The following is a 15733-nucleotide window of genomic DNA, read 5'->3' as shown; positions in this document are numbered from 1 at the left end:
ATTAAATCCAGGAGTGACGGGCCGGCAGAGTGCCGTTGAGGTGGTAAGCGCCGACCGCGTGATACTTCCAGCGCACCGGGTCGTGCAGGGTGTGCACCCGGGCGTTGCGCCAGTGGCGGTCGAGGTTGAATTCGGCGAGGGTCGCGCGGCTGCCGGCCAGTTCGAAGAGTTTTTCGCTGGCCAGCAGCGAGATCTCGGTGGTCAGCACTTTGGCTTCAGCCACGGCAATCGAAGCGCGCGCAGCGGATTCGGCGGTGAGCGGCGCGGCGTTGACCTGATCGAGTACTTGCCCGGCCTTGCGCAGCAGCGCTTCGGCGGCGTGCAGTTCGATTTTCAGCTTGCCGATATCGGCGATCACGTAGAGGTCGTCGCTGGCCCGGTCGACCTTGGCGTCGATCCACGGCCGTGCGCGTTTTTGCACGAACTCGATGGCGTCATCGATGGCGCCTCGGGCAATGCCCGCGTCGATGGCGGCTTGAATCAATTGCGACACGGCGCCTTGGGTATTCGGGCTGTCGTTGATCTTCCAGTTATCCACCACCAGCTCGGCGTCGACCCGCACGTTGTTGAGCAAAATGGTGCCGCTGGCGGTGGTGCGCTGGCCGAAACCCGACCAGTCATCAACGATGCGCAGGCCCGGTGTGCCACGACGGACGAAGGCCAGCACTTGCTTGCCATCGTCGTTCAACGCCTTCACGGCCACCCAGTGGGCGAACAGGGCGCCGGTGGAGTAGAACTTCTGCCCGTTGATGACGAAGCCATCGCCGTCGGCGGTGATCCGCGCCTTGAGCTCCAGGGTATTTTTAGTCCCGCGCTCTGGTCCCGCGTTACCGATTCGCCAGCCTTCGAGCACGCTTTTGAACAGCTGTTTTTTCTGCGGCTCAGTGGCGCTGCCGAGTATCAGATTGAGAATCCCGAACTGATTCTGCGGGATCTGCCCCAAGGCCGGGTCGGCCGCGGAAATGATCGCGAATACCGAGGCTAAGGTGACGAATGAAACCTGCGGGCCACCGTACTCGCGCGGGATGGCAATGCTGCCCAGGCCGCTGCGGGTGAACTGTTCGATTTCCGACCACGGCAGCTTGCGCTGCTGGTCACGTTTGGCTGCTTGCAGGCGGGCGACTTGCGCCAGCTCATGGGCCGCCTTGATGGCTTGTGCGTCGTTGCGCAAGACCTGCGCGGGCAACAACAATGGGGCGATGTCCAGATCACTCTGGACGATTGCATCTGCCAGACTGGACATCAGTGCCGCTCCTTGGCTGCACGCAATGCCCTGGCGATTTGCACTGGGGTGATTGTGTTCCGGACCATACCTACCTCACATCTCATGAAAGCGCCGCAAGTTACGGCGAACGAAAAACACGAATGTCCGGTGGTCCGGTGCATATACCCTAAACGTGTATAAATAATTTATGAACTAACTTTTAGGAATATGTATAGAAGGTCTGCTCTGAACCCTGTGGCGAGGGAGGTCGGTGTCTACAGCAAGGGGCTTCACTTCTTTCGGGATTCAGCGGCCATGAGCGCTTCTTTCGCCGGCACTTTCAGATAGGGATTGGCACAGCCAATCTTCAGTGTGCGGGCCGGTGCCCATCGCGAGTTATTACCCACGCGGTCGAGGATGCAGTAGGTCACTTCCAGTCGAAGGTCTTCGCCGGCTTCGAGAATGATCGCCGGTGGCACCCAGACCTGAATCGGCTGACCCACATCGCAAGCCTTGAGCTTGGGCAGGTCCATGCGCACATCGCCCCAGCGCAGGGTGATTTCGTCGTCGACGGCCATGTTCAGGTACGGGTCGATGGTCAGCGGCACACCGCGTTTGACCTGGTTCGAATTGACCCCCTGACGGCGAATGGTCTCTGGGATGAATACGGGCGCCAGGCTCTGGTTTTCCTCATCGCAAAGAAGCAGGCCACCCGGGCAATCGAGTTTGATCTGGACGCGCGCCGCCGGTGATACCGCGGGCCCTTGCCCGATCTGCATGACCTTGTAATGGACGCGGGCAGAACCATTGGCAATGAAGCTTTCCGGCACCCGCAGGCTCACGGCTTTGCTGTCGTGGTCGGGCCCCAACACGCTGGAGGCGACGTAGCAGTTGTTCCAGAACAGCTCGATCAGATCGCCTTCGTCCATGCCGGGGTAGGGCGGCACGTCGATCATCAGGTGAGCGGCCGAGGTGATGTTGATACCGGCCTTGTGGCTTTGCGCCAGGGTCGGGGCTGCGAGTTCGGGTTTGTTCGAAGTGCTTGTCATGGGGTTTCTCTCCTTGAAGCCTTGCCGCGAAGTCCATTTCTGAAAGATCGAAAGGCGTGAATTACCAAGCAACAAAACGATTCACTATTTGCGCGCTTAAACAATAATTGAGTGGGGGTGGTTGTTGCCTGTTGGGGACTAGATAAGAGTGCAGTTGAATAGGTGTCAATAGCGTTGGTTGGTTAAAGGTTAGTTCTTGCGTGATTCAGAAAGCTCCTACGCGGCGTGGTTAATAAACCGCATCGCTCTGTCGAATATAGTTCGGTATTTGGTGGGTTTTATGCCTCCGAGGCAGCAACCCTTTGAGCGTGGACAGCAAGGTGTTTTAGAAAATTTAGGCGATATGAATCTGTTGCAGGACATATATATGTACCGCATAGGACGGCGGGAAGTTGTTTATGATGGGGCGAATCATGCAATTTGTTGAAGGCCGCTATACGTTTTTATAAAGCGGAGTTAATGCCACTTCCATCCATGGAAGTTGACAGCTTTTCGAGTGGGGCAGCACTAAGCGTTATTAAGAAACTTGCTGAGAAACTGCTGGGTCCGTTCCTCTTTAGGATTGGCAAACAGTGCCTTGGCTTCGCCTTGTTCGACGATCACACCCTTGTCGAAAAACACCACGCGGTTGGCCACGTCCCGGGCGAAGCCCATTTCGTGGGTAACGATCACCATGGTGCGTTTCTCCTCGGCCAGGCCGCGGATGGTCGCCAACACTTCGCCCACCAGCTCCGGGTCCAGCGCCGAGGTTGGTTCATCGAACAGGATCACTTCCGGTTCCATCGCCAACGCTCGGGCAATCGCCACACGCTGTTGCTGACCGCCGGAGAGGCGTCGCGGGTAAGCGTCTTCCTTGCCCGCCAGGCCGACCTTGGCCAACAGCTTTTTACCCAGGGCAACGGCTTCGGCACGCGGGATCTTTTTCACCACCAACGGGCCTTCGATGACGTTTTCCAAGGCTGTGCGATGGGGGAACAAGTTGAAGTTCTGGAACACAAAACCCACGTGCTGGCGCAAGCGCCGTACCAGACTCTGCTGCTGGTTCAGGGGACGGCTGCCATCGATCTCGATGTCGCCGACCTTGATCCGGCCGCTGCTGGGCTCCTCGAGAAAATTCAGGCAACGCAGGAAGGTGGTCTTGCCCGAGCCGCTGGGGCCGATGATCGCCACCACCTCGCCTTCCTTCACCTGCAGATCGATGCCGTTGAGCACCACCTGACCCTTGAACTGCTTTGTCAGTTTTTCCACGACAATCATTGGGTCAGGACTCCTGGTCGTGCCGATTGACCCGCACTTCCAACTGGTTCTGCAGGTGCGACAGTACAGTCGCCAGAACCCAGTAGATCAGCGCAGCGGCAAGATACATGGTGAAAATTTCGAAGGTGCGAGCGGTAATCAGCTGTGCCTGACGGAACAGCTCCGGCACCTGAATGGTGGCCGCCAGCGCGGTGTCCTTGACCAGCGAAATAAAGCTGTTGCCCAAAGGTGGCAGAGCTGTGCGCGCCGCTTGCGGCAGGATGGCCCGACGCAGGGTTTGCGCGCGGGTCATGCCGATACTGGCGGCAGCTTCCCACTGGCCGCGCTCGATGGAGCTGATCGCGGCACGCAGGATTTCGCAGGCGTAGGCAGCCATGTTCAGCGAGAAGCCGATCAGGGCCGCCGGCAGCGGATCAAGTTCGATACCCAATTGCGGCAAGCCGTAATAGATCACGAACAGTTGCACCAGCAACGGCGTCCCGCGAAAAAACGACACGTAGACGCGGGCGATCCAGCTCACCAGTTTGAAGCGCGACAGGCGCATCAACGCCAGGCCGAAGCCCATCAGCAGGCCGAAGAACATTCCGCCCAGGCTCAGGATGACTGTGTAGTACGCGCCCTTGAGCAGAAAGGGCGCGGAGTCCAGCGCAAGTTGGAAAGCTTCTCCCATTATTGAGTGACGTCAGCGCTGAAGTATTTTTCCGAAAGCTTTTTCAGCGTACCGTCGGCACGCAGCTTGTCGATGGCTTTGTTCACCGCGGCCAGCAGCTCAGGCTCGCCTTTGCGCAGGGCAATACCGGCTTCCTGGCGGGAGAACGCTTCGCCGGCGGCGGCAGTGTCCTTGGCCTTCCTGGCATATTCCAGCGCGGCCAGGCGGTCGATCAGAATGGCGTCGATGCGGCCGACGCGCAGATCCTGGAACTTGGTCGGATCATCTTCGTAGGTGCGGATGTCAGCCTTAGGCACATTCTCTTTCACCCACTGCTCGTAGTTGGTGCCCAGACCTACGCCGACTTTCTTGCCGGCCAGATCGGCGGCGGTCTTGATGGTGTCTTTGTTTTTGGTCAGGGTCAGCGCCTGAATCCCGGAAACGGTGTAAGGCGTGGAGAAGTCATACTTCTTCTTGCGCTCTTCGGTGATGGTCACTTGGTTGATCACCGCGTCCAGCCGCTTGGATTCCAGGGCTGCGAGGATGCCTTCCCATTTGGTCGGCTGCAGTTTGACCTTCACGCCCAGCTCTTTGGCCAAGGCTTCGGAGAACTCGACTTCGAAGCCGCTCAGTTTGCCGGCCTCGTCGACGAAACTGAACGGTGGATAAGTGCCTTCCAGACCGACGTTGATCACGCCTGCGTCCTTGATTTTTTGCAGCTGCTCACCGGCCACTGCCTGCCCGAGCAGGCCGGCGCTCAGCGCCAGGCCCAGCGAACCCACGAGCAGATTTCGACGTAATGCGGAAAAATTCATGACAAGCCCCTGTGTTTTCTTATGGAAGACGCTTAAGGAAAGTTGGCAAATTCGGGATTTGAACGACTGCGATATCCTGCCCTAAAGCAGCTTATGCGTCTTGCTGCAAATTCGCCTGCGGCGTGACTATATGATGTTGTCTTTAGATAGGAAAATACTAAATATTGATTTTATTATTCTGTATTTGTATATGAATTTGAAATCGCTTTCGCGGGCAAGCCTCGCTCCTACAGGAGAACGCGGTTTCATGATCGTTCCGACGCTCTGCGTGGGAATGCCTCTAGGGACGCTCTGCGTCCAGTGACGCGGAGCGTCACGGGCTGCATTCCCACGCGGAGCGTGGGAACGATCGTTCAGCGTACGATCAGTTATAGAAAGTCTTTATAGGCAAACAACGCCGGCGCCCCACCGGTGTGCAGGAAGATGATCGGGCCGTCATTGAAGCGCTGGCGCCCGATGCCGTCGAGCAAACCGGCCATGGCCTTGCCGGTGTACACCGGATCCAGCAGCAACCCTTCCTGACTCGCCAGCAGTTTCAACGCCGACAATGTCCCGGCATTTGGCTCGCCATAACGCGGGCCGAAATATTCGTCCCACAGTTCGATTTTGAAATTCGCCGGCAGGCTCACGCCCAACAGCTCGGCCGTGCGCTCGGCGAGGCCCTGAACTTTCGGTCGTTGTGCTTCATCGCTACGGGAAACGGTGACGCCGATCACTGGCAAATCCGGCAGTGCTTCGCTCAATGCCAGCGCCAGGCCGCTGTGGGTGCCGGCACTGCCGGACGCCAGCACCACGGCGGCGAAATTCAGCCCGGTGTCCTTGATCTGTTCAGCCAGTTCCAGGCCTGCACGGACATAACCCAAAGCGCCCAATGCATTCGAGCCACCAATCGGCACCAGATACGGCTTTTTACCGTTGCTGCGCAGACGCCCGGCCAGCGCTTCCAATTGCTCGTCGGCATTGTCGAGGTTTTCCACCAACTCGACCTTGGCATCGAACAGGTCCAGCAACAGCCGATTGCCATTGCCGACATAGTTGCTGTTGTCGGTGCCGAGCGGATTTTCCAGCAGGGCCACGCAGCCCAAACCAAGCTTGGCCGCAATGGCGGCGGTCTGGCGCACGTGGTTGGACTGTATCGCGCCAGCAGTGATCAGAGTGTCAGCGCCCTGGGCCAAGGCATCGGCGGCCAGGTATTCGAGTTTGCGCAGCTTGTTGCCGCCCAGTGCCAATGGCGTCAGGTCATCGCGTTTGACGTACACATCGCGGCCCAGCCAAGTCGACAGGCGTTCGAGTTTTTCCAGAGGAGTAGGGTGACCGAGCAGGTCGAGGCGGTTAAAGCGGGCAAGCTGTTGTTTGATCATGGGTCCGTACTGGCGGAGGAAGATGTCAGGACTATAGGCACGGGTATTTAGTGGGGCAACTGCCAATCGCTTATAGCCAAAAGTATTGAGCACAGCACTATTGGTTCTTAATTCGGCTGCAAGCCGTTGCCGTAAAGTAATCGCGGTTAACGCGGCCAGACAGTCCGGCCGCCCGTGAGGAGTTTTTACCGTGAGCGAGCGTTCCAGCCATTGGCAACTGCAGACCATCGTCAGCCAACTGCGTACGGCGCGCGACCAGTGGCGCGCACAAAACGGCCGTGCCAGCGGCGAGCAGGGCGGTCGCGAGTTGCCGTCCCGAGCGGCCATGGCAGACATTCTCGAAGCCTTGTGCGGTGCGCTGTTCCCGATGCGTCTGGGCCCGGTGGATTTGCGCGAGGAAAGTGAAGATTTCTACGTCGGCCACACACTCGACGTCGCACTGAACGCGTTGCTCGCTCAGGCGCGGCTCGAGTTGCGTTATGCCGCGCGCCACAGTGCCCAGGCCGACACTGAAGTCGAGGCCAAAACCATCCAGATCATTCAGGACTTCGCCCTCGCTTTGCCGGGGCTGCGCACTCTGCTGGACACCGACGTACTGGCGGCCTATCACGGCGACCCGGCGGCTCGCAGTGTCGATGAAGTGTTGCTCTGCTATCCGGGGATTCTGGCGGTGATTCACCATCGCCTGGCCCATCATTTGTATCGCGCCGGCTTGCCGCTGCTGGCGCGGATCAGCGCGGAAATCGCCCACTCGGCCACCGGCATCGACATCCATCCGGGGGCGCAGATCGGTCGCAGTTTTTTCATTGATCACGGGACGGGTGTGGTGATCGGCGAGACCGCGATCATTGGCGAGCGCGTGCGGATTTATCAGGCAGTGACGTTGGGTGCCAAGCGCTTCCCGGCGGACGAAGACGGCCAGTTGCAGAAGGGCCATCCGCGGCATCCGATCGTCGAGGACGATGTGGTGATCTATGCCGGCGCGACGATTCTGGGGCGGATCACCATCGGCAAGGGCTCGACCATCGGCGGTAACGTCTGGCTGACCCGTAGCGTGCCGGCGGGGTGCAATCTGACCCAGGCGAATCTGCAGCATGATGATGGGACGCAGAAGTAGATTCCTGAATCTCTGCTGACTGATCTGGCCTCATCGCGAGCAGGCTCGCTCCCACAGTTGATATCTGATGAGCACAATAGCTGTGAACGACAGAAATCAACTGTGGGAGCGAGCCTGCTCGCGATTGGTTTCAAGGCAGGCCGAAATAATGGCATTTAGCTAATTTCCCGCCGAACAAATCCCGCAAACCCCGCGTCATTCCCTTCCTTGAGCTAGCGCAGGAAAGTGACCGCCGAGCCCTGCGATTAGTCCTTAGCCCCCTATCTATGTTTAACTTGAACGCTCATTCAAGTTAAACCGCCGGTTTGCTGCCCGCTCACAACAGGAGGCTTGCCTTTGCCGAGTCCGTTATTGATTGCCCTGTTTCACCCCCTTGAGGTGCACCTTTCATGAGTGCATCGTCCACCCCCGCAAGCGGCCAGGTCCGCATGAATCCACCGGTGTTTTATTTCGCGGCGACCTTTATTCTGCTGTTCGCCGTTGTGGTCATGGCGATACCTGAACAGGCCGGTGCCTGGCTGTTGCAAGCGCAAAACTGGGCGGCCAATACGGTCGGCTGGTACTACATGCTCGCGATGACGCTGTATCTGGTCTTCGTGGTGGTCACCGCCTTGTCTGGCTACGGCAAGATCAAGCTCGGTGCCGACCACGACGAGCCCGAATTCAGCTACCTGTCCTGGGCCGGCATGCTGTTCGCCGCCGGGATCAGCATCACGCTGTTTTTCTTTTGCGTGTCCGAGCCGCTGACTCACCTGGCGCAACCGCCGCAAGGTGAGGCTGGCACGGCGGATGCGGCGCGTCAGGCGATGCAGATTCTGTTTCTGCACTGGGGCCTGCATGGCTGGGGCGTGTTCGCTTTCGTCGGTATGGCGCTGGCCTATTTCGCCTATCGACATAACCTGCCGCTGGCCCTGCGTTCGGCGCTGTACCCGCTGATCGGCAAGCGCATCAACGGCCCCATCGGTTACGCAGTGGACGGTTTCGGCATTATCGCTACGGTGTTCGGCCTCGGTGCCGATATGGGTTTTGGCGTGTTGCACCTTAATTCGGGCCTGGACTACCTGTTTGGCGTCGCCCACACCCAGTGGATTCAGGTCGGCCTGATCACGCTGATGATGGGTGCGGCGATCATCGTCGCGGTGTCCGGCGTCGATAAAGGCGTGCGGGTGATGTCCGACATCAACATGCTGCTGGCCTGTGCGCTGCTGCTGTTCGTGTTGTTCGCCGGCCCCACCCAGCACTTGCTCAATACACTGATCCAGAACATCGGCGACTACCTCGGCGCCTTGCCGATGAAGAGTTTCGACCTCTACGCCTACGATAAACCCAGCGACTGGCTGGGTGGCTGGACGGTGTTCTATTGGGCCTGGTGGATTGCATGGTCGCCGTTCGTGGGGCTGTTCATCGCGCGGATTTCCCGTGGCCGGACCATCCGCGAATTCGTCTTCGGCGTGCTGCTGATTCCGCTCGGTTTCACCCTGGCGTGGATGTCGATCTTCGGCAACAGCGCCATCGATCAAGTGCTCAACCACGGCATGAGCGCGCTAGGCATGTCGGCTGTCGACAACCCGTCGATGACCCTGTACCTGCTGCTGGAAACCTATCCGTGGAGCAAAACCGTGATTGCGGTCACGGTGTTCATCAGTTTCGTATTCTTCGTGACCTCCGCCGACTCCGGCACTGTGGTGTTGTCGACGTTGTCCGCCAAGGGCGGTAACCCGGATGAAGACGGGCCGAAATGGCTGCGAGTGTTCTGGGGCGCGATGACCGCGTTGGTGACCAGCGCGCTGCTGTTCTCCGGCAGCATCGATGCGTTGAAGTCAGCGGTGGTACTGACCTCGTTGCCGTTCTCGATGATTTTGCTGCTGATGATGTGGGGGCTGCACAAGGCGTTTTATCTGGAATCGCAGAAGCAGATCGCGCAACTGCATTCCCTTGCGCCGGTGTCCGGCTCGCGGCGCGGTGGATGGCGTCAGCGCTTGAGTCAGGCGGTGCATTTCCCGTCTCGGGATGAGGTCTATCGCTTCCTCGATACGACGGTGCGCCCGGCGATTGAGGACGTGACTGCCGTGTTCGTCGAGAAGGGGCTGCACGTGGTCGCTCAGCCTGATCCGGCCAATGACAACGTCAGCCTGGAGATCGGTCACGGCGAACTGCATCCATTCATCTATCAGGTGCAGATGCGCGGTTACTTCACGCCATCCTTCGCCCGTGGCGGCATGGGTTCCAAGCAACTCAACAACCGCCGATATCACCGGGCCGAAGTGCATTTGAGAGAGGGCAGTCAGGATTACGATCTGGTCGGCTACACCAAGGAGCAGGTCATCAACGACATCCTCGACCAGTACGAACGGCACATGCAGTTTTTGCACCTGGTGCGTTGATCTACGCGGGTGGCGCTGACGTCTTGTCAGGCGTCAGTGCTCATCGTCATGAACAACACCAGCGCGGACACCGGGACGCCGAACACCACACTGCCGACCACCAGTTCCGTGCTCAACGGCTGGCCGGCGTTGACCATGCCGACTGCGCCGTTGATCAAGGTCAATGCCAGCCACAACACGACAAAGCTATAGGCCAGGATTTGGCGGGGGAAACCGATTTTCTCGCCGATGAACAACATCAGCGCCAACAGGACCAGGCCGAAGAAGATGATGATGGTGGTGTGCATGATGCGTTCCTCCCCTTCAGATTTGTGGTGTCTTTGAGGCCGTCTTCGCGGGCAAGCCTCGCTCCTACAGGATTTCCGTCAATCGTGTGTCCGACACAAAACCCGTAGGAGCGAGGCTTGCCCGCGAAGGCGTCTCCACTGCTCACCCCAATAGACCGAGCATAGTTAAACCAACCCACCATTCACCCGCAGGATTTGCCCATTACTGATGGTCCGCGGTCAATCTGGCTTGACGCTGATCTTGATAACCCTGATTACGCTGGTGGTGTATGGGGTGTGGTCGACTTCGATATCACGCCTTACTTCGGCAAATCGGTGCGCTTCAATGCCACGCTCCCTGAGCAATTGCTTGAGCGCATCGACCAGACGGTCAGACGAGATCAGCGATACAGTTCACGATCTGGTTTTTTGGCGGCTGCCGCGTTGCGTGAGTTGTCGGCGTAAACGTTGGGAGTGGATATCGGCGCTATGCGGTGGGTCAGATTTAATAATCTGTGAAACGTTTCAGCCTTTTCTCGAGTCCGAGGTTTATCGGCGTTTGTCCGGGCGTATGCTGGGCAACTTGCAAAGCAGTCGATACCACATTCAAGACAGACAAGAGAGGATTCGATGACCTACACCGCTGCCGAAAACCGCTACGATTCCATCCCTTACCGCCGCGTGGGTCGCAGCGGGTTGGTGCTGCCGGCACTGTCCCTGGGCTTGTGGCACAACTTCGGCGACAGCACGCCAATCGATACCCAGCGCTCGTTGCTGCGCACGGCGTTCGATCTGGGCATCAACCACTTCGACCTGGCCAACAACTACGGCCCGCCGTACGGCAGCGCCGAGATCAACTTCGGTCGTTTGCTGCGTGAAGACTTCAAGCAGTACCGCGACGAGTTGATCATCTCCAGCAAGGCCGGTTGGGACATGTGGGCCGGCCCTTACGGTCAGGGCGGTGGTTCGCGCAAATACGTGCTGGCCAGCCTCGACCAGAGCCTGCAACGCCTGGGCTTGGACTACGTGGACATCTTCTATTCCCATCGCTTCGACCCGGACACGCCGCTTGAAGAAACCGCCAGTGCACTGGCTACCGCGGTGCAGCAGGGCAAGGCGCTGTACATCGGCATCTCGTCCTATTCCGGGGTGAAAACCCGTGAAATCGCCGGATTGCTGAAAGAGTGGAAAGTGCCGTTGCTGATTCATCAACCAGCTTACAACCTGCTGAATCGCTGGGTGGAAAAGGACCTGCTGGACACCACCGATGAACTCGGTACCGGCGTGATCGCCTTCACGCCATTGGCTCAGGGGCTGTTGACCGACAAGTACCTCGATGGCGTGCCAGCGGATGCGCGGGTCAATCGTCCGGGTGGTGGTTCGTTGCAGGCGTCGCACCTGTCCGAAGCTAACATCGCCCATGTGCGGGCGCTTAATGAAATCGCCAAACGTCGCGGTCAGAGTCTGGCGCAGTTGGCGCTGGCCTGGACCCTACGCGATCCACGGGTGACCTCGGCCCTGATCGGCGCGAGCCGGCCGGAGCAGATTATCGAGAACGTCGGGGCGTTGAAGAACCTGAGTTTTAGCGTGGAAGAGTTGGCGGAGATTGACCGGTTTGCCCAGGAGGGTGGGGTCAATCTTTGGGAGAAGCCTTCGACGGCTGAATAAGTGTTCGGCGCCGTACTCTCTGGTGTTCGTTCCGGCCCCATCGCGGGCAAGCCCGCTCCCACAAGGTTATCGGTTGACCGCAAAATATTGGTCAATACAAATCCTTGTGGGAGCGGGCTTGCCCGCGATGGGGCCATCTATGTCAGTACAAAAACTGGCGAATCACCGGAAGAAAGGCACATCCCCCAACACCGTCGCCCGCTGCATCACCCGCCGCGCCGGGCGGTAATCATCCACCGCGTGATGCTGGGTCACGCGATTGTCCCAGAACGCGATGTCGTCTTTCTGCCAGCGCCAACGGATGGTGAATTCCGGCCGTGTGGTGTGGGCGAACAAGAATTTCAGAATCACCTCGCTTTCCGTTTCCGACAGCTCATTGATCTTCGACGTGAACCCTTCATTGACGAACAATGACCGGCGCCCGCTTACCGGGTGCGTGCGAATCACTGGGTGCGATAGCGGCGGGTTCTTGCGCCGGGCTTCTTCCCACTGGGCCAAAGCTTGCGGTGTATTGCCATAGCGTTCCAGTGGGAACGAGCGGGTGAAATCGTGAGTAGCGGTCAGCCCTTCGAGCAGTGTTTTCATCGGTGCGGACAGTGCTTCATACGCCGCAATACCACTGGCCCATAGCGTGTCGCCGCCAAATTCCGGCAGCAGTTTGGCGCTGAGCACCGCGCCCATCGCCGGGGTCGGCAGGAAGGTCACGTCGGTGTGCCAGATCGCGTTGTCCCGCACGTCGGTAACCGCGGTGTCGAGGACCAGCACTTCTGGCTGCTCCGGCACGTTTGGGTAGATCGGGTGGATGTGCAGGTCGCCGAAATAGGCGGCAAATCGCGCTTGCTGCTGCGGCTCGATCGGCTGGTCGCGGAAGAACAGCACTTGATGCTTGAGCAGCGCCTGTTCGATGGCGTCGCGTTGTTCCAGACTCAGCGGCTGGCTGATGTCGATGCCGCTGATTTGCGCGCCGAGGGCGGAGCTTAAAGGGACGATGGTCAGGCTGCTCATGGTATTTCTCTTCGAATTCGAGGTGTCGAACTTTTGTGGGAGCGAGCCTGCTCGCGATAGCGGAGTGTCAGGCGACATGGCTGCTGATACACCGCCATCGCGAGCAGGCTCGCTCCCACAGGGTTTTTCGCATGATGATTTTTCAGTGAGCCTGGCCGTGCCATGGCACCAGTTTGCGTTGTAGCGCACGCAGGCCCATTTCCATGGCGAAGGCGATCAATGCGATCACCAGAATCCCCAGCACCACCACATCGGTGACCAGGAATTGCGCGGCCGACTGCACCATGAAGCCCAAACCGCTGGTGGCGGCGATCAACTCGGCGGCCACCAGCGTCGACCAACCCACGCCCAGGCCAATCCGCACGCCGGTCAAAATGTCCGGCAAGGCACTGGGCAGAATCACATGCCGAATCAACTGCGCCCGAGTCGCGCCCAACGACTGCGCGGCGCGTAATTTCGCCGGGTCGACGGTGCGCACGCCAGTGGCAGTGGCAATCGCGATCGGGGCGAAGATCGCCAGGTAGATCAACAAGACTTTCGACAACTCCCCGATGCCGCACCAGATTACGATCAGCGGCAAATAAGCCAGTGGCGGAATCGGGCGATAGAACTCGATCAGCGGATCGAGAATGCCGCGAGCGATGCGGTTGTGGCCGATGGCGATGCCGACCGGCACGGCGGTCAGCACGGCGAAGCCCAGGCCCAGGCCAATACGGCTGAGGCTCGCGCCCAAGTGCTGCCACAAGGTCGAATCCATGTAGCCGGTGGTCACCAGCAGCCAACCTTTTTGCAGCACGGCGGACGGTGGTGGCAGGAACAGCGGTTCGATCAAACCGGTGGCCGTGACGGCCCACCAGATCGCCAACAATGCGATCAGGGTCAGCACGCTGATCCAGCGCGTGTTCAAACTGCGACGCAGCGGAATGACCGTCGAGCTCGATTTCCCCGTCGCGGCGGGAATTTCATAGGTGCTCATGCGCGCTCCTGCCGCTGGACGGCACTGCGTTGGGAGAACACTTTGGCGAGCACGTGTTCGCGGGTTTCGATAAAGCGTGGGTCGGATTTGATCGCCCGCGCCGATTCGCCAGCGGCATAACGCTGACCGAAGTCCAGGCTCAGACGCTCGACGATTTGCCCGGGGTTGGGCGCCAGCAGAATCAGATCTGTGGCGAGGAACACCGCTTCTTCAATGTCGTGGGTAATCAGGAACACCGGTTTGGCGGTGCGTTGCCAGACTTGCAGCAACAGCTCCTGCATCTGTTCGCGGGTGAAGGCGTCGAGGGCACCGAAGGGTTCATCCATCAGCAAAACCCGAGGGTCTGCGGCAAGTGCACGAGCGAGGCCGACACGTTGCTTCTGCCCGCCCGAGAGCTGCCAGATTCGGCGATTTTCGAAACCGGTAAGGTCCACCAGCGCGAGCATTTCCCGGGCGCGCTGCTCACGTTTTTCCCGCGCAATGCCAGCCAGTTCCAGACCGAAGCCGACGTTGGCCAGCACGTCCTGCCAAGGCAGCAGGGCATCGTCCTGGAATACCACGCCGCGCTCGGCACTCGGGCCTTTGACCGGCACGCCGTCAAGGGTGATGCGCCCGGCACTGGGCTCGACGAAACCGGCAATCAGGTTCAACAGCGAGGTCTTGCCACTGCCGGACGGGCCGAGGGCGACCAGTAACTGCCGGGGTCCCAGGCTCAAGGAAATATCCGTCAGCACAGGTTCCGCTGCGCCGGGATACTGTGCGCTGATGCGCTCCAGCTGTAGCAAAGCCATCGCGGTTAACTCCCGATCAATTGGTGATGTATTTGGCGCTGACGTACGGCGCATAGTCCGGCAGCACGGCCTCGACCTTGCCCTGTTCCTTGAGGAACACCGCAGTGTCGGTGATGGCCTTGGTGGTCGGCGCGCCGAGGGTGATCACCTGATCAGCCGCGAGCGGGAAGACGTTGCCTTGCAGCAGCAATGGAATGTCGCTGGCCTTGGCACCGGAGAGCTTCACCAGTTTGTCGACATTGCTTTGGTTGGCGAGCCAGGCTTTCGGGTCTTTGCGGTAGTCGGCATAGGCATCGAGGGTCACTTTGGCGAACGCGGTGACGATTTCCGGGTGTTTCTCGGCGAAATCCTTACGCACGATCCAGGCATCGAAAGTCGGCGCGCCGAACTTGGCCAGTTCGCCCGAGGTGATCAGCACTTTACCGTTCTCCTTGGCCACGCCGAGCGCCGGGTCCCATACGTAGGTGGCGTCGATATCACCGCGTTTCCACGCAGCAATGATCGCTGGCGGGGTGAGGTTGAGCACGGTGACTTTCGATGGGTCGATGTTCCAGTGTTTCAGCGCGGCCAGCAGGCTGTAGTGGCCGGTGGAAACGAACGGTACGGCGATTTTCTTGCCGATCAGGTCTTGCGCAGTCTTGATCCCGGAACCGTCGCGAGCGACCAGCGCTTCGGCGGCGCCGATCTGGGTGGCGATGAGGAAGGTTTCTACCGGGACTTTGCGAGTGATTGCCGCCGTCAGGGGGCTGGAACCGAGGTAGCCGATTTGCACATCGCCGGAAGCGATGGCGGCAATGATGTCGGCGCCGTTGTCGAATTTGCGCCAGTCGATGTTGGCTTTGGTGGCTTTTTCGTAGGTGCCGTCGGCTTGGGCGACTTTGGCCGGGTCAACGGTGGTCTGGTAGGCGACGGTCACATCTGCCGCCTGAGCCAAGAAACTGGCCGAAGCCAGAAACGCGGCGGCCAGAAGGCGAAGAGGGGAAGTCAGTTTCATCGGGAAGCTCCTTGTCAGGCGACCGAGAGTCGGCGTAAAAAGGAGACTAAATGATATAAGAATCCGAAAATAAATAACTTTTTCGAATTACCTTATGAGCGGAAAATTCTAAGAGAGCGTAGTTGTATATCGCTTTTGTGGCGAGGGAGCTTGCTCCCGCTGGAGGCCGAAGGACTCCCAAAAACAGCGAAGGTGTG

At 59.2% G+C, this 15733-nt stretch carries 14 protein-coding genes and 1 pseudogene; 4 read left to right on the top strand and 11 right to left on the bottom strand.

Annotated elements, in window-relative coordinates; all coding sequences use genetic code 11:
- Window position 1 precedes the first annotated feature (1 nt).
- The 6 genes from AB4O41_RS15600 to AB4O41_RS15575 all read right to left on the bottom strand — a co-directional run bounded on the left by AB4O41_RS15600 (window position 2) and on the right by AB4O41_RS15575 (window position 6335).
- Window positions 2-1243 (bottom strand): SfnB family sulfur acquisition oxidoreductase, encoded by a 1242-nt coding sequence (locus AB4O41_RS15600; protein WP_460143806.1) that lies wholly within the window; start codon window positions 1241-1243, stop codon window positions 2-4.
- A 251-nt stretch (window positions 1244-1494) separates the two neighbouring features.
- The gene (locus AB4O41_RS15595) at window positions 1495-2253 is read right to left on the bottom strand and encodes a hypothetical protein (protein ID WP_460143805.1); all 759 of its coding nucleotides are present in this window, start codon (window positions 2251-2253) and stop codon (window positions 1495-1497) included.
- Window positions 2254-2760: 507 nt separating this feature from the next.
- The gene (gene tcyN, locus AB4O41_RS15590; RefSeq protein ID WP_052962897.1) at window positions 2761-3510 is read right to left on the bottom strand and encodes an L-cystine ABC transporter ATP-binding protein TcyN; all 750 of its coding nucleotides are present in this window, start codon (window positions 3508-3510) and stop codon (window positions 2761-2763) included.
- Between the two features lie 4 nt (window positions 3511-3514).
- On the bottom strand, window positions 3515-4180 hold the full coding sequence (gene tcyL, locus AB4O41_RS15585; protein WP_460143803.1) for a cystine ABC transporter permease: 666 nt from the start codon (window positions 4178-4180) through the stop codon (window positions 3515-3517).
- Entirely contained in the window at window positions 4180-4974 is a 795-nt protein-coding gene (gene tcyJ / locus AB4O41_RS15580) for a cystine ABC transporter substrate-binding protein (protein ID WP_007903114.1), read from the bottom strand. The genes tcyL and tcyJ overlap by 1 nt, the downstream gene beginning before the upstream one ends.
- A 368-nt stretch (window positions 4975-5342) precedes the next feature.
- Window positions 5343-6335, bottom strand: a complete 993-nt coding sequence (locus AB4O41_RS15575) for a D-cysteine desulfhydrase (protein WP_460143802.1) — start codon at window positions 6333-6335, stop codon at window positions 5343-5345.
- 190 nt (window positions 6336-6525) lie between these two features.
- Here AB4O41_RS15575 and epsC point away from each other — a divergent pair, with 190 nt between their 5' ends.
- Window positions 6526-7452 (top strand): serine O-acetyltransferase EpsC, encoded by a 927-nt coding sequence (gene epsC, locus AB4O41_RS15570; protein ID WP_008005160.1) that lies wholly within the window; start codon window positions 6526-6528, stop codon window positions 7450-7452.
- Window positions 7453-7880: 428 nt separating this feature from the next.
- The gene (gene betT / locus AB4O41_RS15565; RefSeq protein ID WP_460148351.1) at window positions 7881-9836 is read left to right on the top strand and encodes a choline transporter BetT; all 1956 of its coding nucleotides are present in this window, start codon (window positions 7881-7883) and stop codon (window positions 9834-9836) included.
- A 26-nt stretch (window positions 9837-9862) separates the two neighbouring features.
- Here the strand turns inward: betT and AB4O41_RS15560 are convergent, their stop codons facing one another.
- Window positions 9863-10123: a hypothetical protein gene (locus AB4O41_RS15560; protein ID WP_460143800.1), complete on the bottom strand. Its 261-nt coding sequence runs from the start codon at window positions 10121-10123 to the stop codon at window positions 9863-9865.
- A gap of 231 nt (window positions 10124-10354) precedes the next feature.
- Here AB4O41_RS15560 and AB4O41_RS15555 point away from each other — a divergent pair.
- Window positions 10355-10567, top strand: a pseudogene (locus AB4O41_RS15555) (type II toxin-antitoxin system HicB family antitoxin); the annotation flags it as partial.
- A 165-nt stretch (window positions 10568-10732) separates the two neighbouring features.
- Window positions 10733-11770 (top strand): L-glyceraldehyde 3-phosphate reductase, encoded by a 1038-nt coding sequence (gene mgrA / locus AB4O41_RS15550; protein WP_460143799.1) that lies wholly within the window; start codon window positions 10733-10735, stop codon window positions 11768-11770.
- A gap of 162 nt (window positions 11771-11932) precedes the next feature.
- Here mgrA and tauD read toward each other — a convergent pair whose 3' ends face one another.
- From tauD to tauA, 4 genes are all read right to left on the bottom strand, one after another.
- Window positions 11933-12775 (bottom strand): taurine dioxygenase, encoded by an 843-nt coding sequence (gene tauD, locus AB4O41_RS15545; RefSeq protein ID WP_460143798.1) that lies wholly within the window; start codon window positions 12773-12775, stop codon window positions 11933-11935.
- 142 nt (window positions 12776-12917) lie between these two features.
- Window positions 12918-13751, bottom strand: a complete 834-nt coding sequence (gene tauC / locus AB4O41_RS15540) for a taurine ABC transporter permease TauC (protein WP_460143796.1) — start codon at window positions 13749-13751, stop codon at window positions 12918-12920.
- Window positions 13748-14542, bottom strand: a complete 795-nt coding sequence (gene tauB / locus AB4O41_RS15535) for a taurine ABC transporter ATP-binding subunit (RefSeq protein ID WP_460143795.1) — start codon at window positions 14540-14542, stop codon at window positions 13748-13750. Before tauB ends, tauC begins: the two co-directional genes overlap by 4 nt.
- A gap of 16 nt (window positions 14543-14558) precedes the next feature.
- Window positions 14559-15536 (bottom strand): taurine ABC transporter substrate-binding protein, encoded by a 978-nt coding sequence (gene tauA / locus AB4O41_RS15530; protein WP_460143794.1) that lies wholly within the window; start codon window positions 15534-15536, stop codon window positions 14559-14561.
- Window positions 15537-15733: the final 197 nt, after the last annotated feature.

The sequence above is a fragment of the Pseudomonas sp. S2_A02 genome, from assembly GCF_054668495.1.
Note: the sequence above shows the minus strand (reverse complement) of the source record. Positions and strands in the feature narration are given on the sequence as shown.